Annotated in this window: 21 protein-coding genes and 2 pseudogenes; 12 read left to right on the top strand and 11 right to left on the bottom strand. The window is 70.2% G+C overall.

Annotated features, from left to right (window positions below):
- Positions 1 to 35: 35 nt before the first annotated feature.
- On the bottom strand, positions 36 to 2426 hold the full coding sequence (locus IE274_RS33835; protein WP_190119761.1) for a phosphoketolase family protein: 2391 nt from the start codon (positions 2424 to 2426) through the stop codon (positions 36 to 38).
- A 92-nt stretch (positions 2427 to 2518) separates the two neighbouring features.
- Between IE274_RS33835 and IE274_RS33840 the strand changes: the two are divergent.
- A pseudogene (locus IE274_RS33840) lies at positions 2519 to 2852 on the top strand (polyphosphate kinase 2 family protein); the annotation flags it as partial.
- Between the two features lie 72 nt (positions 2853 to 2924).
- Here IE274_RS33840 and IE274_RS33845 read toward each other — a convergent pair.
- The 3 genes from IE274_RS33845 to IE274_RS33855 form a co-directional block, all read right to left on the bottom strand.
- Positions 2925 to 3803, bottom strand: coding sequence for a universal stress protein (locus IE274_RS33845; RefSeq protein WP_190119762.1), 879 nt, complete (start codon positions 3801 to 3803; stop codon positions 2925 to 2927).
- Positions 3804 to 3835: 32 nt separating this feature from the next.
- Complete coding sequence (locus tag IE274_RS33850; RefSeq protein ID WP_190119763.1) at positions 3836 to 4735, bottom strand: universal stress protein; 900 nt, start codon at positions 4733 to 4735, stop codon at positions 3836 to 3838.
- 162 nt (positions 4736 to 4897) lie between these two features.
- Positions 4898 to 5881, bottom strand: coding sequence for an Acg family FMN-binding oxidoreductase (locus IE274_RS33855; RefSeq protein WP_190119764.1), 984 nt, complete (start codon positions 5879 to 5881; stop codon positions 4898 to 4900).
- Positions 5882 to 6227: 346 nt separating this feature from the next.
- Here IE274_RS33855 and IE274_RS33860 point away from each other — a divergent pair, with 346 nt between their 5' ends.
- The 3 genes from IE274_RS33860 to IE274_RS33870 all read left to right on the top strand — a co-directional run bounded on the left by IE274_RS33860 (position 6228) and on the right by IE274_RS33870 (position 9781).
- Entirely contained in the window at positions 6228 to 6422 is a 195-nt protein-coding gene (locus tag IE274_RS33860; RefSeq protein ID WP_229909983.1) for a hypothetical protein, read from the top strand.
- Between the two features lie 72 nt (positions 6423 to 6494).
- Positions 6495 to 6845 (top strand): CU044_2847 family protein, encoded by a 351-nt coding sequence (locus tag IE274_RS33865; protein ID WP_190119765.1) that lies wholly within the window; start codon positions 6495 to 6497, stop codon positions 6843 to 6845.
- Positions 6845 to 9781: an AAA family ATPase gene (locus IE274_RS33870; protein WP_190119766.1), complete on the top strand. Its 2937-nt coding sequence runs from the start codon at positions 6845 to 6847 to the stop codon at positions 9779 to 9781. Before IE274_RS33865 ends, IE274_RS33870 begins: the two co-directional genes overlap by 1 nt.
- On the opposite strand, the gene glgX is transcribed toward IE274_RS33870, so the two are convergent.
- Positions 9756 to 11864 carry a glycogen debranching protein GlgX gene (glgX, locus tag IE274_RS33875; protein WP_190119767.1) on the bottom strand — a complete coding sequence of 703 codons (2109 nt, stop codon included), beginning with the start codon at positions 11862 to 11864 and terminating at the stop codon, positions 9756 to 9758. The genes IE274_RS33870 and glgX overlap by 26 nt on opposite strands.
- Positions 11865 to 12149: 285 nt before the next feature.
- Here glgX and pflB point away from each other — a divergent pair, with 285 nt between their 5' ends.
- Both pflB and pflA read left to right on the top strand, forming a co-directional pair.
- Positions 12150 to 14411 (top strand): formate C-acetyltransferase, encoded by a 2262-nt coding sequence (pflB, locus tag IE274_RS33880; protein ID WP_190119768.1) that lies wholly within the window; start codon positions 12150 to 12152, stop codon positions 14409 to 14411.
- Positions 14408 to 15154: a pyruvate formate-lyase-activating protein gene (pflA, locus tag IE274_RS33885; RefSeq protein WP_229909984.1), complete on the top strand. Its 747-nt coding sequence runs from the start codon at positions 14408 to 14410 to the stop codon at positions 15152 to 15154. The genes pflB and pflA overlap by 4 nt, the downstream gene beginning before the upstream one ends.
- A gap of 26 nt (positions 15155 to 15180) precedes the next feature.
- Here pflA and IE274_RS33890 read toward each other — a convergent pair whose 3' ends face one another.
- Positions 15181 to 15600, bottom strand: coding sequence for an arsenate reductase ArsC (locus tag IE274_RS33890; protein WP_190119769.1), 420 nt, complete (start codon positions 15598 to 15600; stop codon positions 15181 to 15183).
- A 50-nt stretch (positions 15601 to 15650) separates the two neighbouring features.
- Entirely contained in the window at positions 15651 to 16289 is a 639-nt protein-coding gene (locus tag IE274_RS33895) for an arsenate reductase/protein-tyrosine-phosphatase family protein (protein WP_190119770.1), read from the bottom strand.
- 74 nt (positions 16290 to 16363) lie between these two features.
- Here IE274_RS33895 and IE274_RS33900 point away from each other — a divergent pair, with 74 nt between their 5' ends.
- Complete coding sequence (locus IE274_RS33900; protein WP_190119771.1) at positions 16364 to 16675, top strand: ArsR/SmtB family transcription factor; 312 nt, start codon at positions 16364 to 16366, stop codon at positions 16673 to 16675.
- On the top strand, positions 16675 to 17769 hold the full coding sequence (arsB, locus tag IE274_RS33905; RefSeq protein ID WP_190119772.1) for an ACR3 family arsenite efflux transporter: 1095 nt from the start codon (positions 16675 to 16677) through the stop codon (positions 17767 to 17769). Before IE274_RS33900 ends, arsB begins: the two co-directional genes overlap by 1 nt.
- Positions 17770 to 17826: 57 nt before the next feature.
- Here arsB and IE274_RS33910 read toward each other — a convergent pair whose 3' ends face one another.
- Complete coding sequence (locus IE274_RS33910) at positions 17827 to 18195, bottom strand: ArsR/SmtB family transcription factor (protein ID WP_190119773.1); 369 nt, start codon at positions 18193 to 18195, stop codon at positions 17827 to 17829.
- A gap of 100 nt (positions 18196 to 18295) precedes the next feature.
- On the opposite strand from IE274_RS33910, the pseudogene IE274_RS33915 reads away from it, so the two are divergent.
- Together IE274_RS33915 and IE274_RS33920 are read left to right on the top strand one after the other, a co-directional pair.
- Positions 18296 to 19670: pseudogene (locus IE274_RS33915) on the top strand (NAD(P)-binding domain-containing protein).
- A gap of 158 nt (positions 19671 to 19828) precedes the next feature.
- A complete protein-coding gene (locus tag IE274_RS33920; protein WP_190119774.1) occupies positions 19829 to 20206 on the top strand; it encodes a hypothetical protein in 378 nt (125 codons plus the stop codon).
- Between the two features lie 7 nt (positions 20207 to 20213).
- Here IE274_RS33920 and IE274_RS33925 read toward each other — a convergent pair.
- Together IE274_RS33925 and IE274_RS33930 are read right to left on the bottom strand one after the other, a co-directional pair.
- Positions 20214 to 21043, bottom strand: a protein-coding gene (locus IE274_RS33925) for an IS5 family transposase (protein WP_229909990.1) whose coding sequence is annotated in 2 segments (ribosomal slippage) — positions 20214 to 20735 and positions 20738 to 21043 — 828 coding nt in all. Because the reading frame shifts where the segments join, the coding sequence is not laid out codon by codon here.
- Positions 21044 to 21441: 398 nt separating this feature from the next.
- Complete coding sequence (locus tag IE274_RS33930) at positions 21442 to 21711, bottom strand: hypothetical protein (RefSeq protein ID WP_229909985.1); 270 nt, start codon at positions 21709 to 21711, stop codon at positions 21442 to 21444.
- A gap of 165 nt (positions 21712 to 21876) precedes the next feature.
- Between IE274_RS33930 and IE274_RS33935 the strand changes: the two genes are divergently transcribed.
- Both IE274_RS33935 and IE274_RS33940 read left to right on the top strand, forming a co-directional pair.
- Positions 21877 to 22685, top strand: a protein-coding gene (locus IE274_RS33935; protein WP_190119807.1) for an IS5 family transposase whose coding sequence is annotated in 2 segments (ribosomal slippage) — positions 21877 to 22216 and positions 22216 to 22685 — 810 coding nt in all. Because the reading frame shifts where the segments join, the coding sequence is not laid out codon by codon here.
- 47 nt (positions 22686 to 22732) lie between these two features.
- Positions 22733 to 23230, top strand: a complete 498-nt coding sequence (locus IE274_RS33940) for a DinB family protein (protein WP_190119775.1) — start codon at positions 22733 to 22735, stop codon at positions 23228 to 23230.
- Between the two features lie 75 nt (positions 23231 to 23305).
- Here IE274_RS33940 and IE274_RS40140 read toward each other — a convergent pair whose 3' ends face one another.
- Positions 23306 to 23428: a hypothetical protein gene (locus tag IE274_RS40140; RefSeq protein ID WP_268255600.1), complete on the bottom strand. Its 123-nt coding sequence runs from the start codon at positions 23426 to 23428 to the stop codon at positions 23306 to 23308.
- Positions 23429 to 23576: the final 148 nt, after the last annotated feature.

The following is a 23576-nucleotide window of genomic DNA, read 5'->3' on the forward strand; positions in this document are numbered from 1 at the left end:
TCATGACGGGGCGCTCCTGTACGGGCCGGGGCACGTCAGGTGCTCCAGGTCCAGTCCGCGACCTCCGGGAGGTCGGTGCCGTGCTTGCGGATCCAGGCGTGGTGGCGCAGCCGGGTGTCCTCCATCTGCTGGCGTACCTCGGCGGCACGGACGGCGAGGCCCGGGACGCGGTCGATGACGTCCATGACCAGGCGGTAGCGGTCGAGGTCGTTGCGGACCAGCATGTCGAAGGGCGTCGTGGTGGTGCCGATCTCCTTGTAGCCGCGGACGTGCAGGTTGTGGTGACCGGTGCGGCGGTAGGCGAGTCGGTGGATCAGCCACGGATAGCCGTGGTACGCGAAGATGACCGGCTTGTCCTGGGTGAACAGGGCGTCGTACTGGGCGGCGGGCATGCCGTGCGGGTGCTCCTCGGCGGGCAGCAGGCGGGCCAGGTCGACGACGTTGACGACCCGCACGGCGAGCTCCGGCAGATGTTGGCGGAGCAGCTGCGCCGCGGCCAGCACTTCCTGGGTGGGTACGTCGCCCGCGCCGGCGAGCACCACGTCCGGTTCTCGTGAGCTGTTCTCGGTGCCGGCCCAGGACCAGATCCCCGCGCCGCGGGCGCAGTGAGCACGCGCCTGCTCCAGGCTGAGCCAGTCGAAACAGGGCTGCTTCCCCGCGACGATCACGTTCACGTAGTCGCGGCTGCGCAGGGTGTGGTCGGCCACGGACAGCAGGGTGTTGGTGTCCGGCGGGAGATAGACCCGTACGACCTCGGGGCTCTTGTTGAGGACGTGGTCGACGAAGCCGGGGTCCTGGTGCGAGAAGCCGTTGTGGTCCTGGCGCCACACGTGCGACGTGAGCAGGTAGTTGAGCGAGGCGATGGGCGCGCGCCAGGGCAGGCGGCGGGTGACCCGCAGCCATTTGATGTGCTGGTTGACCATCGAGTCGACAATATGGACGAACGCCTCGTAGCAGGAGAACAGGCCGTGCCGGCCGGTGAGCAGATAGCCCTCCAGCCAGCCCTGACAGGTGTGTTCGGAGAGGATCTCCATGACCCGGCCGTGCCGGTCGAGGTGCTCGTCCACCTGCAGCATCTCAGCCTGCCAGGCCTTGCCACTGGCGGCGTAGACCGCCTGGAGGCGATTGGAGGCGGTCTCGTCGGGGCCGACGATGCGGAAGTCGCGCCGCTCGCTCGTCGCCGACATGACGTTTTCGAGGAGGTCGCCCAGGACACGTGTGGGTTCGTGCAGGCTCGCGCCGGGCTTGTCCACCGCGACAGCGTACTTCTCCAGGGGCGGCACCGGCAGCTCCCGCAGCAGCAGTCCGCCGTTGGCGTGCGGGGTGGAGCCAAGGCGCCGCGCACCCTCGGGGACACAGGCGAGGACCTGCTCCCGCGGCCGCCCCCGTTCGTCGAAGAGTTCCTCGGGCCGGTACGACCGCATCCACTCCTCAAGCTGCCGCAGGTGCTCCCCGTTGTCGCGGACGGCGGCCAGCGGGACCTGGTGGGAGCGCCAGGTGCCCTCCACCGGCAGCCCGTCGACCTCGGCGGGCCCGGTCCAGCCCTTGGGGGTGCGCAGCACGATCACCGGCCACAGGGGCCGGTCGATCCCGCCCTCCCGGCGTGCCGTGCGCTGGATTTCGGTGATGCGGTCCAGGGCGGTGTCCATCGCCAGGGCCATGTCCCGGTGCACCTGGGCCGGATCGTGGCCCGTGACGTGGAGCGGGGCATGGCCGTACCCCCGCAGCAGTTCGTCGAGTTCGGTCTCCGGGATCCGGGACAGAACCGTGGGGTTGGCGATCTTGTAGCCGTTGAGGTGCAGGATCGGGAGCACCGCGCCGTCGTGCACGGGGTCGAGGAACTTGTTGGAGTGCCAGGAGGCGGCCAGTGGCCCCGTCTCCGCCTCGCCGTCGCCGATCACGCAGGCGACCAGGAGCTGAGGGTTGTCGAGCGCGGCGCCATAGGCGTGGGACAGGGCGTAGCCGAGCTCGCCGCCTTCATGGATGGAGCCCGGGGTTTCCGGGGCGACGTGGCTCGGCACCCCGCCCGGGAAGGAGAACTGGCGGAACAGCCGCTCCATGCCCACCGCGTCCCGGGTCACATCGGGGTACGTCTGGCTGTAGCTGCCCTCGAGCCAGGCGTTGGCGAGGACCGCCGGCCCACCGTGGCCGGGCCCCCAGACGCACAGGGCGTCCTGGCCGCGCTCCTTGATCACACGGTTGAGGTGCGTGTGGACCAGATTGAGTCCGGGCGAGGTGCCCCAGTGTCCGAGCAGGCGAGGCTTGACGTGCTCGGGCCGCAGCGGCTCGGCGAGCAGGGGATTGGCCAGCAGATAGATCTGGCCGACCGCCAGGTAGTTGGCGGCCCGCCAGTGGGCGTCCAGCGTGCGCAGTTCCGCGTCGGTCAACGTCGTGCTGTCCGGGTGCTCTTGCTTGGCGTTGGACATGAAGGACCTCGTGAACGTCGTTGGATGGGGCGAACGGAGGTGAGGAGAGGTCGAGGAGCGGTCGGGGGACGGTCGGGGATCAAGGAGGCGGAATGGCTGGAAAGAGGAAGCGCTCCGCGTCGCTGCCGCGTGGCACGTACGAGCCGGAGTTGCTGCGGCGGCAGACGGAGCTGGTGAAGCTGCGTGCGGAGGGCGCCCGGCTCGTCGTGGTGTTCGAGGGGCGGGACGCGGCGGGCAAGGGGGCAGCGTGAAGCGGGTCGCGGAGCATCTCACCCCCGGGTGGCTCGCATCGTGGCTCTCCCCAAGCCCACTGAGCGCGAACGAACCCAGTGGTACTTCCAGCGTTACATCGCGCTCTTGACCGCGGCAGGTGAAATCGCGCTGTTCGACCGGAGTCGGTTCGACCGTGCCGGTGTCGACCGGTTACGTTCGGCCACGGTGTGAGCTGCAGACGTACGCTCCCGACCACGCGGCCGACCTCTGAGCGGGGCAGCACCGTCACGTCCGCTGCGGGACGACGGCGACGGGGCAGACGGAGTGGTGCAGCACCGTGTGCGTGACCCGGCCGAGCTGGAGCCCGAGGTGTCCGCGCTGGCGGCGAGCGCCGACGACCAGGAGGTCGGCGGTGCCCGAGGCCTCCACCAACGCCGTGCGCGCCTCCCCCTCGACGATCCGCAGGAGCACCCGCACGGACGGATGCTCCGAGGCGGCGTCCCGCAGCGCCTCCGCCACAAGGTCCGCAGCGCCTTGCTCGTGGTCGCGGGCGGAATCCCCCGCCGTGAGAGGAGGACCGGAGGACTCCTGCGCGGGGCACCGCCACGCCCGTACGACATGCAGAGCGGCGTGGCGGTCGGCCGCCTCCTGGAACGCGAAACGCACCGCCGCCGAGTCCACCTCGTCGCCGACCCCGAGCACGATCCGCTGCGCGGCGCGGGTCCAAGCGCCCTGACCGCGACCGTCACGCAACACGACCACGGGGCAGGAGGCCCGCGCGGCTACCGCCAGACTGACCGAGCCGAGCAGCAACTCTGCGACCCCGCTGCGGCCGCGGGACGCCACGACCACCATGGAGGCGTTACGCGCCTCCCGGAGCAAGGCGCTCACCGCGTCGGCGCGCAGCACTTCGGCGGAGATCTTCAGATCCGGTGCGCGGCGCTCGGCTCGTTCGACGCCGCCGCCGACGATGAGGTCGGCCCGTACCTGCTCCGAAGGCTTGCCCAGCGCCCGCGCCAGCGCGGGCCCTTCGTAGCGCTCCCACAACGAGGCGTACACCAGCCGTAACGGCACGCCGTGCAGGGCGGCTTCGTCCGCCGCCCAGTCCACGGCGCGCAGGCTCGGAGCGGAGCCGTCGACGCCGACGACCACGGGCAGTTCCATGCCTGGCACCTCCCTCACCTGCCCTCTCCGGGTCAGTCGTGCGGGACGACGGCGACCGGGGCGGCCGCGTGGTGCAGCACCGCGTGCGTGACGGGCCCGACGCGGGCGCCGACCGGCGAGCTGCGGATCCGGCGTCCGACGACCACGAGCGAGGCGTCGTGGGAGGCCTCGACCACGTGGTCGACGGGTTTGCCGGGACGGGACTCCTCGCGGACCTCGACGGACGGGAACTTCTGCCGCCAGGAGCGGAGTGCCTCGGCCAGTATCGCCGCGTCGTCCTCGGCCAGCCGGGCGTTCAACTCGGGATCCTCGGGAAGGCCGTAGGCGAAGTAGGGCGGCAGGGGCCAGGAGTGGAGCACACGCAGGGCGGTGTCGCGGCGAGCCGCGGCCTCGAACGCGAACTCGATCACCGACCCGTCGGGCGATACGGCGTCGAGCCCCAGGACGACGGGCCGGAACGGCGTCGCGGCGGACGGGACTCCGGACGGATCGTGAGCATGCTCGTCCGCGGCCTGTTCCCCGGCGCGGACGAGGACGACCGGGCGCCGGGTGTGGGCCACCACGGCCTGGCCCACGGACCCCACCAGGAAGCCGCTCAGGCCGCTCAGCCCGCGCGACCCGAGAACCAAGAGGTCGACGTCGTCCGCCACGGCGGCCAGCACCTCACTCGGCCGGCCACTGAGCTGTTCCACGCTCACGGACACGCCGCGGTGACGCAGCCGAAGGCCGTCGGCCGCCTCGCGGGGCACCCGGACCATCTCGTGCTGCGCGCTCTCACCACCGAGGAACGGGGCGTACGCCAGGGGAACGGGCTGCCAGACACTGACGAGCTTCAGCGCCGCGCCGAGCAGCCCCGCCTCGCGGGCGGCCCACTCGGCGGCCGCCCGGCTCTCGGGCGAGCCGTCGAATCCGGCGACGACAGTACGGGACATGACGCGTACCTCCTGGTCAGGGCCGGAACCGTCGAGGGCGGCGGGTGGTGCCCGCCCTGATGCGTCACGGCTTCGATGCGCACCTGGCTTCGATTCCAGGGTCGTTTGTGGGGTGCCTGAGGTGGAAGGGCCGACTGGGTCCCGGCCCGGGCCGACCGGCCCTCACTCGAACTCCAGGACCTCCCGTACCGGGCGACGGCGGGTCGTCGGACCCTGTGGGCCGTGGCCGACGCGCAGCACCATCTGGACGAAGCCCACGGCCGAAGCCGGATCACGCACGAGCTCGCGCAGGTCGGACCACTCCAGGGCATGAGATGTGAGGGACGTGGCCAGGCCGTCCAGTGTGGCCTGCAGGAGGACCCGTTCCAGCGCCTGACCGGCGCGGAGCCAGTCGGCCGGCCGGTCGTCCGCGGTGCCGAGCAGCGCCAGGTTCGGGTGGGACTCGAAGGTGGTCGTGCCGCGGTCGGCGACGGGTCGGCGACCGGCGAAGTCGCGCACCGGAGCGCGGCCGTCCCGCTTGTGGGGGCCGAAAGCGTATTCAGGGACGCCTTCGGAGGCGGTGTCGGCCTCGGCCGCACCGAGCTGTGTCCAGCGGGCGACTTCTTCCTGGCGGGCCGGTTCGGCGCCGTCACGCCCTTCGGCGTCGTGGACGAGGTCCAGCAGCACCTCCAGATGCCAGTCCGAGGGGAACAACAGCACGGCGCCCTCGCGGTCGGCGGCCTCGGTCAACGCGGCTCGCTCAGCGTCCGAGAGACCCTGTTCGGCGAAGGGGTAGCGGCTCGTGTGCCTGCGGTGGATCGCCGGATACAGCCGGGCGAGGCCGTCGTCGGGTCCGTCCAGTGGGCTGCCGGACAGGTCGACGGTGGCGAGCAGCCCCGGATCGGCGTGATCGGGCAGCAGCCGTGCCCGGGGCAGCCGACCCGCGTGCGCCGCCGCGACCCGCAGATTGAACAGGGCGGCTCCGCAGCCGATGTGCAAGGCACGGTGCGCAGGGTCGGAAGCGGGCATGGCGCGTTTCGGGTCGGCGCGCAGTTCGAGGGTTCCGCTGGCGCGCAGGAAGCGGAACCGCCAGGGCTGCGCGTTGTGCATGGACGGTGCGGCCGTCGCATCCCTGACCAGCTGCTGGACGGTCTTGTCAGCCGGCATGGTGCCTCCCTCACGGGGCTCGCGCCGGGGCGGGGCAAAGAGGAAGCGTCGCTCCTTCCACGATAGGCCGCTGCGGAGCCTTCGGCAGACCTCACCCACAGCGCCCCGAGCGCCGGACCGGCCGGGCCTGCCGGACGACACCCGCCGCGGCGGTGCCCCGTGACTCGATGGCGTACCGGCCCGGCCCCATCAGACTGGTGCGCCGCGCCGCCGCGCACCAGGGGCCACCCGGCCCCGGCGGACGGGCCGACCTGGCACGTAAGGCGATCCCTGCGGCCCCTGTGCGCCGATCGGGCGGAGGTGTTCGATGACGGCATGGGAACACCGGCGGAAGGAGGTGAGCATCGTGGGTACGTCACTGACCCCGGAGTTCTGGAGGCTGTTCGCCGTCCTCTTCGTCATCGCCCTGGCAGTGACCTTCGCGGCCGCCACAGCGCTCGACGCACTGGTGCTGTGGGCGCGGCAGCACCGGACCCGCAGGCGGCCGTCGGCGTCTTGCGTGAACCGTGCGGCACCGGCCAAGTACAAGGCAAGCCTCTGACGGAGGGTGGGTGACGGCGGCACTCCGGAGGACGATGAGGAGTTGAGGCGGGGCAGCGCAGAGGAGGCGTCGATGATCCAGCTGGTGCGAATTCCGCTGGACACAGGGGAGTTCCTGGTCGCGGAGGTGGACCTCGCCGACATTCCCGAGGAGTCCGTTGTCCTGGCCTCTCCCGGGCCGGGACGGGCGATCGGGCAGGCGTCGCGGACCTTGGAATCCAGCTTGCTGAGCCTTCGTCCGGCCCTGACCGGACTGACGAAGACGCTGGACGAGCTCAGCCCGGACGCGGTGTCGATCGAATTCGGGGTCAAGTTGGGAGGCGAGACGGGAGTGATCCTCGCCAAGGGCACCGCGGAGGTGCACTTCACCGTGAACGTCCAGTGGGCGCCCCGGCCTGCTCCTGCCGAGCCCCCGCTTGCGTGATGGTGGCCTCTGGTGCGGCCGTCGTCCGGTTCCGCTCCGCCGGTGGCGGGGTCGTGGGGCACGGTGTCCTCGTGGACGAGGAACACGTCGTCACGTGCGCGCACGTCGTCAACGCGGCCCTCGGCCGTCCACCGCGCGATGCTGACGACGCCAGGGGGCAGGTCGTTCGGCTCGAATTCCCGCTGCTGGTCCAGCTGGGCGCGCTGGCACCGGAACGTCGCGCCCGGGTCGACGTCTGGGAGGCGCCCGGAACTGCCTGGGACGGACTGGATGTGGCCGGGCTGACACTCGTGGGCGAGGACAGGCCGATGGGCGCGGTCCCCGTGCCGTTGGCCCACGAGGACTGCATGGAGGGTGACGTCCTGTTGTTCGGGCCGGTCGAAGGCCGGCCCGGTGGCTGGGTCCCGGCCCGGCTGCGTCCCCTCGTCAAGCAGTTCAGGCAGCAGATCGACCAGCGTGCCCACGGCGCCCACGCGGCCCAGCCGCGATACAGCGGCACGCCGGTCCTCGACCCGCGCACGGAGCACGTCCTCGGCATCCTGGTGGCCGTCGCGACCAGACGCGACGACGCGGATGTCTATGCGATACCGGTGACAAACCTGGTGGCGGCATGGCCCACGGCCTTCGCCCCGCTGCCTGTCTCCCCTTACAAGGGACTTGCGGCATTCGGCCGCGAAGACACGCACCTCTTCTTCGGCCGTGACGCGATGACCGACGAGCTGGCCTCGGCCGTGGACGCCTGCGGCCTCGTGCCCGTGGTGGGCGCCTCGGGCGTGGGCAAGTCGTCCCTGGTACAGGCTGGCCTCATGCCGCGACTGGCGGCGGGGCGGACCGCATGGGGTTTCGTGCCCGTACGCCCACGCCCCCGTCTGGACACCGCATTGGCAGCGGGCTTCGCTCGTGCCGTCGGAGCTCCAGATCATGTTCCGCTGTCCGAACTGGAGTCATGGCAGGCACGTCTGGGCTCGATCGGCCTCGTCGCCGCGGGAGACCTGGTGCTGGCGGCGACGGGAGCTGACCGGCTGCTGCTCGTCATAGACCAGTTCGAGGAAGCCCTGGACGGTTCGCCGACCACGTGGGACGTGCTCGACGGACTCGCCGAGCTGGCCGGGCGCGAGCGAACCGGCATGGTGGCGGTACTCACCCTCAGGGAGGACGCGTTCGGTCGGCTCTTCGTGCGGGCGGGGCGCTTCGGCGAGGCTCTGCGGCGGACAGCCGTGGCCCTGCGAGGGATGGACACCGCAGAACTGAACCGGGCGATCGTGCAGCCCGCCCTGCTCCGGGGTGTGACCGTCCACGGCCGGCTGGTGCAGGACTTGGCCTCGCTCGTCGAAGGCCGCCCCGGCGCGCTGCCCTTGCTGGAGTTCACCCTGGACCGGATGTGGTCCACCTTGCGGCGCGGTCAGGACACCCTGTCCTACGAGGCGTACGCGGAGATCGGCGGACTCGACGGAGCATTGGCCGAATATGCCGACGGCGTCCTGGCGGCACTCGCCGCCGAGGAGCGCCCGCTCGTACGACGGCTGTTCCTCAACCATCTGACCACGCCCGACCAGCCAGGTGTCCGTCGGGTCGCCACGCGCTCCGAGCTGCGCCCCGCGGAGTGGGCCATCGCGGTCCGGCTGGCCAACGAGCGGCTGCTGACCACGAGTCGGAGCGAGGAGGGCGAGGACACCGTCGAAGTGGTGCACGAGGCACTGCTGAACGCCTGGGCCACGCTGACGTCCTGGCTCAAGGAAGAGGAGCCCTTCCGCAACTGGCGTCGCATGCTCGCCTACGCCATGCGCCGACGTGACGCCGCCGACGAGACATCGGTGCTGACCGGGCCTCTGCTCGCCGATTCCGAGCGCTGGCTGGCGGAGCGACCGTCCGACGTCACCGTCGACGAACGACGCTTCATCAGTGCGAACCGCGAGCACCAGAAGCGCGAGGAGCGCAAGTACCGCACTCTGTTCGAGGACTCCCTGGCCCGCACCCTCACTCTGGCCGCGCAGCGCGCCGAGGACGCGACAGTGGCCCTGCTCCTCGCTGTCGAGGCGCTGGACCGCTCCGCCGATCCGTCCGTGGATCTTCTCGTGCGCACCTGCCTGCGCCGCATGGGGGCGACTGAACTGGAGGAGGTGTCAGGAGCCGGATACGAGAACGAACTGAGACGTACGACCAACAGGATCCGCCTCCTTGAATGGGCGGAGGGCCCCCCGGGGCGCTGGTCGACCGCGCCCGGGGCGCCACGCCACTGGGCGCTGGGCGACGACAACACCAGCGTGCTCATCGACGCACGAGGACGTGCCCAGGTGCTCTGGGGAGTCGCGGAGGGTGGTGTGGGAGGCGGAGTCGACGTACCGCTCGCCGAGCCTGCGGTCATCGCGGCCTGCACGGACGCTGCGACGGCCTTGTGCCTGGGCACCGAGTCGGGCGAGCTGCACCTGTACCAGATCACGGACTCCGTGGAGGAGATGTGGCAGATCGCCCTGCCGGCTGCCGCGACCTGCGTGGCCGTGGACGGCCAGGGCAGCAAAGTCGCCGTGAGCTGCGACGACGGTGTCACCCGGGTGCTCTCGGCGCAGGCGGACGGCCATGAGTTCCTGGCGCTCGCCTCACCGGGCTTTGTCGAGGACCTCGACTTCGCACCGGACGGGTTGTCCTTGGCGGGACAGGTCACCGGAGGCCGTCTCACCGTCTGGGACCTCACCTCGGGGGAACGCCGCTGTGACGCCGAGGCGCCCATGGGCCACGTCGCCTTCAGCGCCGACGCCGCGTACCTGGTGTCCGCGGGGCAGCGTCCGGACCAGTTGGGCACGGTCGTTCGGCTGCCACTCCACGCCGCCCGACTCGCGGCCGTCGCGCGCAAGGTGGCGGGTCGTGACCTCACTGACAGCGAGTGGCAGCGTCACGTCGGCATCCCGCCTGTCACCGCGCGGGGCGTTGCAGGATGACGAGGCTGTGCCCGGCAAGCGGTAGCCGCCCGCCTGCCTGAGCCCGCGGTCCCGTACCCGACGGCACCCCGCCGTCCCGGGCGGTGTCGGCCACTACCCGCCATGGTGGGCCGTGCCCAACAGGGACCACGAACTCCTGTGGTGTCGACGAGGCGTTGAACATCAGCAGGAACGAGTCATCGACGACGCGCTCGCCGCGCTCGCCGGGCTCGGAGATGGCGTTGCCGTTGAGGAACACCGTCAAGGCCCGCGTCCGTACCGTGTCCAAGGGCTTGAGCTCCCTGCCTTCCGGCGTGAACCAGGAGATGTCCGACAGCTCGTCGTGCGTGCCCTCGACCGGGCGGCCGTGGAAGAACCGGCGCCTGCGGAACACCGGGTGGTCGCGACGCAGCCACACCATGGCGCGTGTGAACTCCAACAGGCCGTTCACCCCCTGCCGCCATGTCAGCCAGGTCAGTTCACTGTCCTGGCAGTAGGCGTTGTTGTTGCCGCCCTGGGTGCGGGCGAACTCGTCGCCGTGGCTGAGCATCGGCACGCCCTGGGACAGCATCAGCGTGGCGATGTGGTTGCGCATCTGGCGGGCGCGCAGCGCCAGCACGTCCGGATCGTCGGTATGGCCTTCGACGCCGCAGTTCCAGGACCGGTTGTCGTTCTCGCCGTCCTGGTTGTCCTCGCCGTTGGCGTCGTTGCGCTTGTCTTCGTACGACACGAGGTCGTGCAGCGTGAACCCGTTGTGACAGGTGACGAAGTTGATCGAGGCGAGCGGGCGTCGCCCGTCGTCCTGGTAGATGTCCGCGGACCCGGTCAGCCGGTCGGCAAGCGCGGCCGGAGGCACGCCTCTCCCGCGCCACAGGTCCCGCATGGTGTCCCGGTACTCACGGTTCCATTCAGCCCACAGCGGTGGAAAGTTGCCCACCTGGTAGCCGCCCTCGCCCACGTCCCACGGCTCGGCGATCAGCTTCACCTGGCTGACCACGGGGTCCTGCTGCACCAGGTCGAAGAACGAGGACAGCCGGTCCACCTCGTGGAACTGCCGCGCGAGCGTCGCCGCGAGGTCGAAGCGGAAGCCGTCCACGTGCATCTCGGTGACCCAGTAGCGCAGCGAGTCCATGATCAGCTGGAGGACGTGCGGGGAACGCATCAGCAGAGCGTTCCCCGCTCCAGTGGTGTCGGCGTAGTAGCGCGGGTCGTGGGTGAGGCGGTAGTACGAGGCGTTGTCCAGGCCCCGGAAGGACAGCGTCGGGCCCAGGTGGTCGCCTTCGGCCGTGTGGTTGTAGACCACGTCGAGGATGACCTCGATCCCGGCCGCGTGCAGCGCCCGCACCGCCGACTTGAACTCCGGGACCTGCTGGCCGTGGTCGCCCCGGGAGGCGTACGCGTTGTGGGGCGCGAAGAAGCCGATGGTGTTGTAGCCCCAGTAGTTGTTCAGGCCGAGGTCGACGAGCCGGTGGTCGTTCACGAACTGGTGGACCGGCATCAGCTCCAGGGCGGTGACGCCGAGCGCCGTCAGGTGCTCGATGACCGCAGGGTGCGTGAGGGCCGCGTACGTGCCGCGCAGTTCGTCGGGCAGCTCGGGGTGCAGCATCGTGAGGCCCTTGACGTGGGCTTCGTAGATGACGGTTTCGTTGTACGGGGTGCGCGGCGGGCGGTCGTCGCCCCAGTCGAAGTGCGGGTTGACCACCACGGACGTCATCGTGTGCGGCGCCGAGTCCAGGTCGTTGCGCCGGTATCGGGAGAATCCCACTTCGTGGCCGAAGAGAGCCGGGTGCCAGTCCGGAGACCCGGAGACGGCCTTGGCGTAGGGGTCGAGCAGCAGCTTCGCAGGGTTGCAGTATGTCCCTCGGAACGGGTCCCAAGGGCCGTGGACACGGAAGCCGTACCGCTGCCCCGGCCCGATCCCCGGCAGATAGGCGTGACGCACGAACGCGTCGGACTCGCGCAACTCCACGGCCGTCTCCGAACCGTCGTCGTGCAGCAGACACAGCTCCACGCGGTCCGCGGCCTCGGAGAAGACCGCGAAGTTCGTCCCGGCGCCGTCGTACGCGGCGCCGAGCGGATACGCCTGCCCGGGCCAGACCTGCATCCTCGCCCCCTCCCCGAGAACGTGGCCTCCCCGCCCCACGAGGTTAGGGCAAGGACGGCGAGCGCGGCGGCCGACGACGAAGGGCCGAACGTCCCAGCCGCTTCAGGGCACATCGGATTCGGTGAGACGCCGGGACACAGGCCGAACGGCACCACGACGACCCCTCACGGCCCCTGCCCCGGGCTTCCGACGCGCACGATCATCGAATCCGTAGGGGCCGCGGTTCCTCGAAGCCGACGAGCCCGCGGACGGCAAGGCGACCCGATGCGGAGGCAAGTGATAGTGATGACAACGGTGGCTCCGACAGACATGGCGGCACCGGGGTCCGCGTGGCGCCGCTTCGCGGGCGAGCGGTGGCGGGAGCACGTGGACGTGCGTGACTTCATCCAGGCCAACTACACGCCGTACGAAGGCGACGCGGCCTTCCTCGTGGGCCCCACGGCCCGCACTCGCGCCGTCTGGGAGAAGGTCAGCGCGCTGTTCCCGGAAGAGCGGCGCAAGGGGATCCTGGACGTCGACACGGCCACACCCTCGACGATCACCGCACACGCCCCCGGGTACATCGACCGGGACCTGGAGCTGATCGTCGGTCTGCAGACGGACGCCCCGCTGAAGCGCGCGATCATGCCGAACGGTGGTGTTCGCATGGTCGAGAGCAGCCTGCGGGCCTATGGCTACCAGCCCGACCCGTTCGTGACCAAGGTCTTCGGCGCCTACCGAAAGACCCACAACGACGGCGTCTTCGACGCCTACACCCCCGCCATGCGGGCCGCCCGCAAGGCCGGGATCATCACGGGCCTCCCGGACGCCTACGGCCGCGGCCGCATCATCGGCGACTACCGGCGCGTCGCGCTGTACGGCACGGACCGACTGATCGCCGCCAAGCGCGCCGAGCGGGCGCTGCTGGACGCCCGACCGTCCACCGAAGACATCATCCGCGACCGTGAGGAACTCGCCGAGCAGGCCAGGGCGTTGGAGGAACTGACGCGCATGGCCGCCGCCTACGGATGCGACATCACGCGCCCCGCCGCCACGGTGCACGAGGCCGTGCAGTGGCTCTATCTCGGCTACCTCGCCGCGGTGAAGGAGCAGAACGGCGCCGCGATGTCCCTGGGGCGCACGTCCACCTTCCTGGACGTCTACCTCCAGCGGGACCTGGACGAGGGGCGCATCGACGAGAGCCGGGCCCAGGAGCTCATCGACGACTTCGTGATCAAGCTGCGGATCGTACGGTTCTTGCGCACCCCCGAGTACGACGCGCTGTTCTCGGGCGACCCCACCTGGGTGACGGAGTCCATCGGCGGGATCGGCACGGACGGCCGCACTCTCGTCACCCGTACCTCCTTCCGCTTCCTCCAGACCCTCTACAACCTCGGGCCCGCCCCCGAGCCCAACCTGACCGTGCTGTGGTCACCCCGGCTGCCCTCCGGCTTCAAGGAGTTCTGCGCCGGCGTCTCCATCGACACCAGCGCGCTCCAGTACGAGTCGGACGAGCTGATGAGGCCCCTCACCGGCGACGACACAGCGATCGCCTGCTGCGTCTCCGCCATGGCGGTGGGGCAGCAGATGCAGTTCTTCGGAGCGCGCGTCAACCTCGCCAAGGCGCTCCTGTACGCGATCAACGGCGGCCGGGACGAGCTGACGGGCGAGCAGATCGGGCCCGAGGCACCCGCGTTGAGCAGCGAGTACCTGGAGTACGAGAAGCTGAGCGCGGCGTACGACCGGATGCTCGACTGGCTGGCCGAGACCTATGTCAATGCCCTCAACGTCATCCACTTCATGCACGACAAGTATGCCTACGAGCGGATCGAGATGGCGCTGCACGACCACCCCGTGCACCGCTTCATGGCCTGTGGCATCGCCGGACTCTCGGTCGCCGCCGACAGCCTTGCCGCGGTCAAGTACGCCCGGGTGAAGGTGATCCGCGACGACTCCGGTCTGGCCGTCGACTACGAGACCGAGGGCGAGTTCCCCGCCTACGGCAACAACGACGACCGCGTCGACGCGCTCGCCGTCGGCCTGGTGGAGACGTTCATGGCGAAGGTGCGCGAGCACCGCACCTACCGGAACGCCGAGCACACCCAGTCCGTGCTCACCATCACCTCCAACGTCGTCTACGGCAAGCACACCGGCAACACCCCCGACGGGCGCCGCACCGGACAGCCCTTCGCCCCAGGCGCCAACCCGATGAACGGCCGGGACCGACACGGTGTCGCCGCCTCGGCGCTGTCGGTGGCGAAGATCCCGTACGGGCAGGCGCGCGACGGCATCTCGCTGACCACCTCGATCACCCCCGAGGGCCTGGGCCACGACCCGGCCGAGCGGGCCGGGAACCTCGTCGGCGTACTGGACGCCTACATGGGCTGCGGCGGCTTCCACATGAACGTCAACGTCCTGGACCGGGCCACGCTGGAGGACGCCATGGACCACCCGGAGAAGTATCCGGAGTTGACCGTCCGGGTCTCCGGATACGCCGTCAACTTCGTCCGCCTGACGCGCGAGCAACAGCTCGACGTGATCAGCCGCACCTTCCACGGAGCGCTGTGAAGACCACGACCGGGCGGGTGACGGGGCGCGTCCACTCCTGGGATCTCTCCACCGGAGTGGACGGCCCCGGTACCCGTTTCGTGCTGTTCGTCAGTGGATGCCCGCTGCGCTGTCTCTACTGCGCGAACCCGGACACCTGGCACATGCGTGATGGGCGGTCGGCCACGGCCGACGAGGTGATGGCGGAGATCAGCAAGTACCGCGCGTTCATCACCGCCGCCGGGGGAGGAGTGACCCTCACGGGCGGTGAGCCGCTGCTCCAGCCCGACTTCACCGGTGCCGTGCTGCGCCAATGCAAGGAGGCGGGGCTGCACACCGTCCTGGACACCTCCGGGTTCCTCGGCGCCCGCGCCGACGACGCCCTGCTCGCCGACACCGACCTGGTGCTCCTGGACATCAAGTCCTTCGACGCCGCCGCCTACCGCAGGCTCACCGGAGGCGAACTCGCCCCCACACTCGCCTTCGCCACCCGCCTGGACGGGAAGGGCATCCCCGTGTGGATCCGCTACGTCCTGGTCCCGGGCCGGACCGACGACGCGTCCCACATCGACGGCCTCGGCGCCTTCCTGGCCGGCCTCGGCAACGTCGACCGAGTGGACGTCCTGCCGTTCCACAAGCTGGGCGCCCACAAGTACGACGCCCTCGGCATTCCCTTTCCGCTGCGCGACACCCCCGGCCCCGGGCCCGACCTCGTCGAGCGGGTGCGGCGGCAGTTCCGCGCGCACGGCTTGCGGGCGTTCTGAGCCGAGCCGCAGGCCGGCGCCCCTTCCTACGGCTTCGCCCGGCTGTCGATGTCAGCGATCAGCGACATGACCTGGGAGCGGATCTTGTCGCGGATGGGGCGGACGGCGTCGACGCCCTTGCCCGCGGGGTCTTCCAGGGGCCAGTCGAGGTAGGTCTTGCCGGGGAAGACCGGGCAGGCGTCGCCGCAGCCCATGCTGATGACGTAGTCGGAGGCCTGGACGGCCTCGGTGGTGAGGATTTTGGGTGCGGCGGTGGTGAGGTCGATGCCGACTTCCTTCATCGCTTCGATGGCGGCCGGGTTGACCTGGTCCGCGGGCAGGGAGCCGGCGGAGCGGACCTCGATGCGGTCGCCCGCGAGGTGGGAGAGGAATCCGGCGGCCATCTGCGAGCGTCCGGCGTTGTGCACGCAGACGAACAGGACGGACGCGGCAGGGGTGGGGGACATCGGTTCTTCCTTCGTGGCGGGGATCAACGGGCGTTGCCGGGCCCGGGAGTTCAAGTGCTGCCCGGCAGGGTGGCGAGCAGGTCGGCGACATGGGCGTCGATGGCATCGCGGATCCGGCGTACGACGGCGATCGGTGCGCCTTCGGGGTCGGGGACGGGCCAGTCCAGGTAGCGGCGGCCGGGGACGATCGGGCATGCGTCGCCGCAGCCCATGGTGATGACGATGTCGGCGGCCTGGACGACCTCGTCGGTCAGCGGTTTGGGGAAGGCGTCGGCGAGGTCGACGCCGGCTTCGGTGAGGACCTGGGCCACGAAGGGCTCGACTTCGGCGACCGGTGTGGTGCCCGCGGAGGAGACCTGCACGAGGTCTGCCGCGCGGTGGGCGAGCAGGGCGGCGGCGAGCTGGGAGCGTCCGGCGTTGTGGCTGCACACGAAGAGCACGCGAGGCAGTCCGCTGCCCGGTGCCCGATGGACGTGGGCGAGAGCATCGAGGCGGTCGGCGGCCAGGCGCTCGGCGAGCATTACGAGGTGTGTGCGCACGTGGGCGGTCTCGGCGAGCTGCGCGTAGGAGTCGGCGATCAGGGACTGGACGGTCTCGGCCGAGAAGTGGCCGGAGTGCCGGGTGGCCAGGCGGGCGGCGCCGGTGGCGAGACGGGTGTCGGGCAGGGCGGGCGGCGTGGGAGCGGTCATGAGAACCCCTTCGGCGGGCTCCACGGTTCAGCCTGGACTGGTGTCACTCTCGAATGATGTGACAGTATCAGCCCATGCTGACGTCAGTCGACACTGAACTGTTGCGGGTGCTCGCCGACCCGCTCAGGCTGAAGATCGTGACCCTGCTCGCCCACGAGACGCTGTGCACCACGCACCTGGTCGCCGAGACCGGCGCGAAGCAGACCAATCTCTCCAACCACATGAAGGTGCTGCGCGAGGCGGGCGTGGTGGACACCGAGCCGTGCGGCCGGTTCATCTACTACAAGCTCAAGCCCGAGGTCCTCGACGCCCTGGCCGCCTCCTTCGGTGAACTGGCGACGGCCGCGCGGGAGACGGTCGAGACCGGCCGGAAGCGGCCCTGCTGATGACGAGCGCCGAACCCGCTACGACCGGAGCGGCGGTGGGCCAGGAGGCGGGGGTCGTCGCGAAGCTCTCCACCCTCGACCGCTTCCTCGCCGTGTGGATCCTCGCCGCGATGGCCCTCGGCCTCGGCCTGGGCCGGCTGATCCCCGGCCTGAACGACGCCCTCGCCAAGGTGGAGATCGGCGGCATCTCCCTGCCGATCGCCCTCGGCCTGCTGGTCATGATGTACCCGGTCCTCGCGAAGGTCCGTTACGACAGGCTCGACGCCGTCACCGGAGACCGCAGGCTGATGGCCTCCTCGTTGGTCGTCAACTGGCTCATCGGCCCGGCGGTGATGTTCGCGCTGGCGTGGATCTTCCTCGCGGACCTGCCCGAGTACCGCACCGGGCTGATCGTCGTCGGGCTCGCGCGCTGCATCGCCATGGTGATCATCTGGAACGACCTGGCCTGCGGCGACCGCGAGGCCGCCGCCGTCCTGGTGGCGCTGAACTCGGTCTTCCAGGTCCTGGCGTTCGGCCTGCTCGGCTGGCTCTACCTCGACCTGCTGCCCGGCTGGCTGGGTCTGGGCGAGGGTGAGCACCTGGACATCTCGATGTGGAAGATCGCGCTGAACGTGGTCATCTTCCTCGGCGTCCCCCTGCTCGCCGGGTTTCTCACCCGCCGCCTGGGGGAGAGGAAGCTCGGCCGCGAGATGTACGAGCGGCGCTTCCTGCCGCGGATCGGGCCGTGGGCGCTGTACGGGCTGCTGTTCACGATCGTCGTCCTCTTCGCCCTGCAGGGGAAGACGATCACCTCGCAGCCGCTGGACGTGGCCCGCATCGCGCTGCCCCTGCTGGTGTACTTCGCGCTGATGTGGTTCGGCACCTTCGCCCTCGGCAAGGCCATCGGCCTGGCCTACGACCGCACCGCGACGCTGGCGTTCACCGCGGCGGGCAACAACTTCGAGCTGGCCATCGCGGTGGCCATCGCCACCTTCGGTGTCACCTCGGGCCAGGCCCTCTCCGGAGTGGTCGGCCCGCTCATCGAAGTGCCCGTCCTGGTCGCGCTCGTGTACGTCTCGCTGGGCTGGCGGCGGAAGTTCACCTCCGCCGCCTAGCGGAACGAGCGGCGAAGGCGGGGCGCCCGGGCTGATCGGGCGCCCCGCCGAGCTCGTTCAGGTCCGGGCGCGAGCGGTCAGCAACCGGCCCATGGCGGCCAGCACGCTGGGGGCGACCCGGTAGTACACCCAGGTCCCGCGCCGCTCGGAGGTGAGCAGTCCGGCCTCCTTGAGCTTCTTCAGGTGATGGGAGACGGTCGGCTGCGAGACGCCGACGTCTGAGATGTCGCACACACACGCCTCCCCGCCCTCGTGCGAGGCGACCAGGGAGAACAGCCGCAGTCGCACGGGATCGCCGAGGGCCTTGAACATCTGCGCCGCCCGCTCGGCCTCTTCCGCGTCCAGCGGCCGTTCGGTCAGCGGCGGGCAGCACGGCGCCACTGCCTCGTCCGCCAGGGGCAGCACCGTCACACTCGAATTCGACATATGTCTATGTTGACGTGCATCGAAACAAGGTGCAAGCTTTCCTGCATCGACAGACGTCGAATCAGAGGGTTCGGCGGTATCCGATGACCTGGAGTTCGCGATGACCGAGAGCACTGCCCCCCTGCCCACCGTGGTGATCGGCGCCGGTCCCGTCGGGCTGGCTGCCGCGGCCCATCTCGTCGAGCGCGGCATCGAACCGCTGGTCCTGGAATCCGGCCCCGCTGCCGGGGCCGCGGTGCGCGAGTGGGCGCACGTGCGCCTGTTCTCCACCTGGGCCGAGCTCATCGACCCCGCCGCCGAGAAGCTCCTCGCACCCACCGGCTGGAACCGCCCCGACGGCGCCACCTACCCGACCGGCGGAGACTGGACCGAGCGGTATCTGCAGCCCCTCGCCGACACCCTCGGCGACCGGGTCCGCTACGGCACCACCGTCACCGGCGCGGCTCGTGCCGGGCGGGACCGCATGGTGGACTCCGGCCGTGACGACCAGCCCTTCGCCGTCCATGTCACCACCGCCGACGGCACCGAGGAGCGCTTCCTCGCCCGCGCGGTCATCGACGCCTCCGGCACCTGGACCACCCCCGGCCCGCTGGGCGGCAACGGGCTGCCCGCCCTCGGCGAGAGGCAGGCCGCCGACCGGATCTCCTACCGCGTCCCCGACCTCAGGGAGGCGCCCGTCCGCGCCCGCTACGCGGGCAAGCGCACCGCCGTGGTCGGCTCTGGAGCCTCCGCCTTCACCGCCCTTGCCCTGCTTGGCCGACCTCGCCCAGGAGGAGCCGGGCACGCACGCGGTGTGGATCCTGCGCCGCTCCATCGGTGAGAACACCTTCGGCGGCGGTGAAGCCGACCAACTCCCTGCCCGCGGAGCCCTCGGCCTGCGCGCCAAGGCCGCCGTCGACAGCGGGCACGCATCCGTCGTGACCGGCTTCCGCACCGAGGCCGTCGAGCGCGACAGCGAGGACCGTCTGGTGCTGGTGGATCAGGACGGGCGCCGCCTGGAGCCGGTCGACGAGGCCATCGTGCTCACCGGCTTCCGCCCCGACCTGTCCTTCCTCTCCGAGGTCCGCCTCGGCCTGGACGAACGCCTCCAGGCCCCCGTCGAACTGGCACCGCTGATCGACCCCAACGTCCATTCCTGCGGCACCGTCTACCCCCACGGTGTGAAGGAACTGTCCCACCCCGAGAGGGACGTGTACCTGGTCGGCATGAAGTCCTACGGCCGCGCCCCCACTTTCCTCGCCATGACCGGGTACGAGCAGACCCGCTCCATCGCCGCCGCCTTGGCCGGAGACCAGGAAGCCGCTGAGCGCGTCGAGTTGACCCTGCCGGAGACCGGCGTGTGCGGGGGTGCCGGGCTGTTCGACGAGCTCCCGGCCGAGCTCCCCGCCGAGCGGAACGGTGAGAGCGGCGGGTGCTGCGCAGCCCCGGCCACACTCCAGACCGGCGGTACTCCTACTGCCTCCGCTGGCTGTTGACCATCGCTCATCCGTGAGCAGGCCGCCCATCCAGCCCGGTACCGGCACGACGAGCACAGTGGTGTGCCATGACCGCTCAGGCCCTCCGCATCGGGCGCCAGACGGTCGCTGGACGCTAGGCACTGTCTCTTAGATCCGCGCGTGAGATCGTCGTGCTCGTGACCGAGTCCTGGGTGATCAATGACGACAGCCCTGTCCCAGTGTCGTCCGAGGTGGTGCTGGAGGCTCTTCGATCGAGGATCGACAGCGGGCAGCTTGAGACGTGGCTGATCAGTTCGTCCGGGCGGTCGCTGGCCTTCGCGACGAACACCGAGCGCGCGATGGTGATGCTGCTCGAAGAGGAGGGCGATCCCGGCGAGCATGCTGTGGACCCCGGAGCTGAGGCGTCGAGCGACGGGTTCGTCCTGTCCAACGGGCAGCACGACGAGTACCCAAACCGGGAAACTGTGCCCATCGGTGAGGCATTCAGACTCGTGGAGCACATCGTCGGCACGGGCTCGTGGCCCGCGGACGCGTGTTGGGGCGTCGATCGCTGACAGCTTCCTATCGCCGGGCCCAGATAAGGATCGCGGCAAGGTGAAGTGCGGCCTGGTAGACGATGGCGAGCTTGTCCGTTCGCATGGCCAGGCCGCGCCATTGCTTGAGCCGGTTGATGCATCGTTCGACCGTGTTGCGCTGCTTGTACGCCTCGGCGTCGAAGGCGGGCGGGCGGCCGCCGACGCGACCTCGCCTCAGACGGTGGCCTATCTGGTCGGAGGGCTGGGGGATGACAGCGCGGATCCCGCGTCGGCGGAGGTGACTTCGGATCGCGCGGGATGAGTACGCGCGGTCCGCCAGGATGGTGTTCGGCCGGGTCCTTGGTCGTCCGGGCCGGCCTCGCGGAACGCGGATGGCAGCCATGACGGCCTCGAAGGCCGGGGCATCGCCCGCTTGGCCTGTGGTGACGCGGAGGGCCAGCGGCCGGGCATGGCTGTCGCTAGCGAGGTGGACCTTCGTGCTCAGGCCGCCTCGGGACCTCCCGAGCGCGTGATCGTCGGGCTCGGCCCGGCCTGGAGCCCTTTTTTCCTGGCTCCGGCGGAATGCTGGTGGGCCCGGCAGACCGTGGAGTCCACCGACACGGTCCAGCCGACGTCGTCACTGCCGTCCGCTGCTGACAGGACTGCGGCGAGGATTCGTTCCCAGGTGCCGTCCACGGCCCACCTGATCAGCCGTTTATGGGCGGTCTGGAATGAGCCGAGCTCGTCCGGCAGGTCACGCCAGGGAGAGCAGGTGCGGTACTTCCAGGCGATGGCCTCCAAGGTTCGGCGGTGATCGGCCCACCGCCGACCGCGGACCGGATCGGCCGGCATCAGCGGCTCGATCCGGCCCCACATCGCATCAGTGATCACTAACCGGACGGACACATCCGATCAACTGACCAACCGATCAAAGAGACACGCTCTAGTCCCGCGGCGGGACTGAGGGCACTTGTACGAGCGGACGACTACTCGGCTATACAGCACTCAGGCGTGCCGTGGAGCCGACCGCCCCAGTCCCGACGCGCCCCTTCTACGGTAAGGGGCTGGTTGCTGAGTGCGCGGCACGAGCGCTGGCTGGGTTGGAGCGGGGCGGAGAAGAGCGTGAGCACGGCCGAGGGCCGGGCCACGCGCGGGGCGCGGAGCGGGCCGCCTTGAACCAGAGTTGAGGAAGTTGCCCAGTCCTAGTGCTGCGTTCCTCAAAGGATGTACTCATAGCGACGTCTGCGTGTGCGGGTGGGAGGGGCTGGGCGCCCCTAGATCCAGGGGCGGGCACGGGCGTTGAGCTGGGCAGTGGCCAGCTCGGTGGCATAGGAGATGTCGCCGGGATTGCAGAAGGAACGACCGGACAGGGCCGCCCTGCGGAACAGCCGCCACCAGCCTTCCTGCAGGTTGAGCCAGCAGGCGCCGACCGGGATGAAGGCATGATGAATGCGCGCGTGGTTTCCAGCCAGGCTCGGGTGGACACGCTGCGGTGGGCGGAGAGGTTGTCGGTGACGATCCAGATCGCCCCGTCGGGTCGGCATGTTCCACGAGCTCCAGAAACTGTTGGTAGCAGACGCTGCTGCGGGACGGCGCGGTCATCGTGACCTCGATGCCGTCGCGGATCCACAGCCCGCCTTACTGATCGTTTCAGAATGGGTTGAGCCGTGGGTACTGCGCGTGGCGAGCTTGGTCGGCACTGTGTCCGGGTGCGTGCTGATCTTGTTTCCGACGACCTGTGGGAGCGGGTGGTTCCGTTGTTGCCGCCCGCTCCCGCACGGCGCCGCCGTCACCCCGGGCGCCCGCGTGTTCCGGACCGCGCGGCCCTGGCCGGCATCATGTACGTGCTGCGGACCGGTGTCGCCTGGCGCGACGTCACTGCCGAGAGCGTGGGCTGCGCTGGAGTCACGGCCTGGCGCCGACTGCGGGACTGGACCGAGGCAGCCGTCTGGCCTCGCCTGCACGCCGCCCTGCTGAGCGAACTGCGTCGTGCGGACCTTCTGGATCTGGACGATTGCGCTGTGGACGGGTCCCATGTCCGAGCCCTCAAAGGGGGGATCACGTCGGCCCCTCGCCCGTCGACCGCGGCCGCCCTGGCTCCAAGCATCACCTGATTGTCGACCGCCTCGGAACCCCGCTCGCCGTGACGCTCGCCGGTGGGATCCGCCACGACGTCACCCAGTTGCTGCCTCTGCTGGACGCCGTCCCGCTGATCCGGGGCCTGCGCGGACGGCCCCGCCGCAGGCCCCGACGCCTGTACGCCGACCGGGGCTACGACTTCGACAAGTACCGCCGCCTGCTGTGGAAGCGCGGCATCAAGCCGCTGATCGCCCGACGAGGCGTCGCACACGGTTCCGGACTGGGCAAGGTGCACTGGGTCGTTGAGCGCGCATTCGCCTGGCTGCACCAGTTCAAGCGACACCGTACCCGCTACGAGCGGCGCGCCGACCTCCACCAGGGCCTCCTTGAACTCGCCTGTGGCGTCATCTGCCTCCGACGGCTCCGAACGGCATCCTGAAACGCTCAGTGAGCTGGATGTCAGTGGGACCGCATAGGGTCCGGCCCATGGTTGACACTGAACTGACGACGCTGCTCAGCGTCCTGAACAGTAAGCGCAGGCACGTCCTGGACATCCTGGAGGGCCTGGACGAGGAGGCGCTGCGGCGCCCGGTTCTACCGTCCGGCTGGACATGCCTTGGGCTGGTGCACCATCTCGCACTGGACGACGAGAAGTTCTGGTTCCGGGCGGTTGCTGCGGGGGAGCAAGCGGCGATCGAGGAGATCCTCGGGGCCGGGGAGAACGCGTGGCAGCCCGCCCCGGAGAAGACAGCCGAGGAGGTCTTCGCTCTCTACCGGAGGGAAGGGGAGCTCGCCGACACCTTCCTGGCCGACGCCGACCTAAACGCGGCCCCGAGCTGGTGGCCGGACTTCTTCGGCAACTGGCGCCTCGACAACTTGCGCGAAGTCGTCCTACACGTGATCACCGAGACGGCCACCCACGCCGGCCACTTGGACGTCGTGCGCGAACTCATCGACGGCAGGCAGAGGTTGGTTCTCACTTGACGGGAGAGCCGCTCGGCTCCGCCGACCAAGATCGCCGAGCGAGGTCCAGAGTTCAACCCATTCTGAATCGATCAGTTAGACCCGCGTCTTCTCCGGGCCTCGGCCGTAGTCGAGTTCGGACTTGATCCGGTGCCCATCCGACGACCAGCCCGGCGCGGGCGGAAAGGCCCGCGGGATCACCAGCCCGAGCTCGTCCACGCAGATCACCGTCGCGTCGGGTGGCGGGGCGGTGTGCAGAACGATGATTCGCGTCCTTTTGGGACGAAGTCCGGGTCGGCTGAACGCGTCCAGGAACGAGGCCGGCACCACCGCACCCTCTCGGCCAAGAGAATCCGACGCACCTGCG

Origin of the sequence: Streptomyces flavofungini (assembly GCF_014650815.1) — a bacterium.
Lineage (GTDB): Bacteria > Actinomycetota > Actinomycetes > Streptomycetales > Streptomycetaceae > Streptomyces > Streptomyces flavofungini.

Excerpts from the sequence above, each read along its gene's own strand:
- IE274_RS33835 (WP_190119761.1), bottom strand. The coding sequence starts at position 2,426 with ATGTCCAACGCCAAGCAAGAGCACCCGGACAGCACGACGTTGACCGAC.
- IE274_RS33845 (WP_190119762.1), bottom strand. The coding sequence starts at position 3,803 with ATGGAACTGCCCGTGGTCGTCGGCGTCGACGGCTCCGCTCCGAGCCTG.
- IE274_RS33850 (WP_190119763.1), bottom strand. The coding sequence starts at position 4,735 with ATGTCCCGTACTGTCGTCGCCGGATTCGACGGCTCGCCCGAGAGCCGG.
- IE274_RS33855 (WP_190119764.1), bottom strand. The coding sequence starts at position 5,881 with ATGCCGGCTGACAAGACCGTCCAGCAGCTGGTCAGGGATGCGACGGCC.
- IE274_RS33865 (WP_190119765.1), top strand. The coding sequence starts at position 6,495 with ATGATCCAGCTGGTGCGAATTCCGCTGGACACAGGGGAGTTCCTGGTC.
- IE274_RS33870 (WP_190119766.1), top strand. The coding sequence starts at position 6,845 with ATGGTGGCCTCTGGTGCGGCCGTCGTCCGGTTCCGCTCCGCCGGTGGC.
- glgX (WP_190119767.1), bottom strand. The coding sequence starts at position 11,864 with ATGCAGGTCTGGCCCGGGCAGGCGTATCCGCTCGGCGCCGCGTACGAC.
- pflB (WP_190119768.1), top strand. The coding sequence starts at position 12,150 with ATGACAACGGTGGCTCCGACAGACATGGCGGCACCGGGGTCCGCGTGG.
- IE274_RS33890 (WP_190119769.1), bottom strand. The coding sequence starts at position 15,600 with ATGTCCCCCACCCCTGCCGCGTCCGTCCTGTTCGTCTGCGTGCACAAC.
- IE274_RS33895 (WP_190119770.1), bottom strand. The coding sequence starts at position 16,289 with ATGACCGCTCCCACGCCGCCCGCCCTGCCCGACACCCGTCTCGCCACC.
- IE274_RS33900 (WP_190119771.1), top strand. The coding sequence starts at position 16,364 with ATGCTGACGTCAGTCGACACTGAACTGTTGCGGGTGCTCGCCGACCCG.
- arsB (WP_190119772.1), top strand. The coding sequence starts at position 16,675 with ATGACGAGCGCCGAACCCGCTACGACCGGAGCGGCGGTGGGCCAGGAG.
- IE274_RS33910 (WP_190119773.1), bottom strand. The coding sequence starts at position 18,195 with ATGTCGAATTCGAGTGTGACGGTGCTGCCCCTGGCGGACGAGGCAGTG.
- IE274_RS33930 (WP_229909985.1), bottom strand. The coding sequence starts at position 21,711 with ATGCCGACCCGACGGGGCGATCTGGATCGTCACCGACAACCTCTCCGC.
- IE274_RS33940 (WP_190119775.1), top strand. The coding sequence starts at position 22,733 with ATGGTTGACACTGAACTGACGACGCTGCTCAGCGTCCTGAACAGTAAG.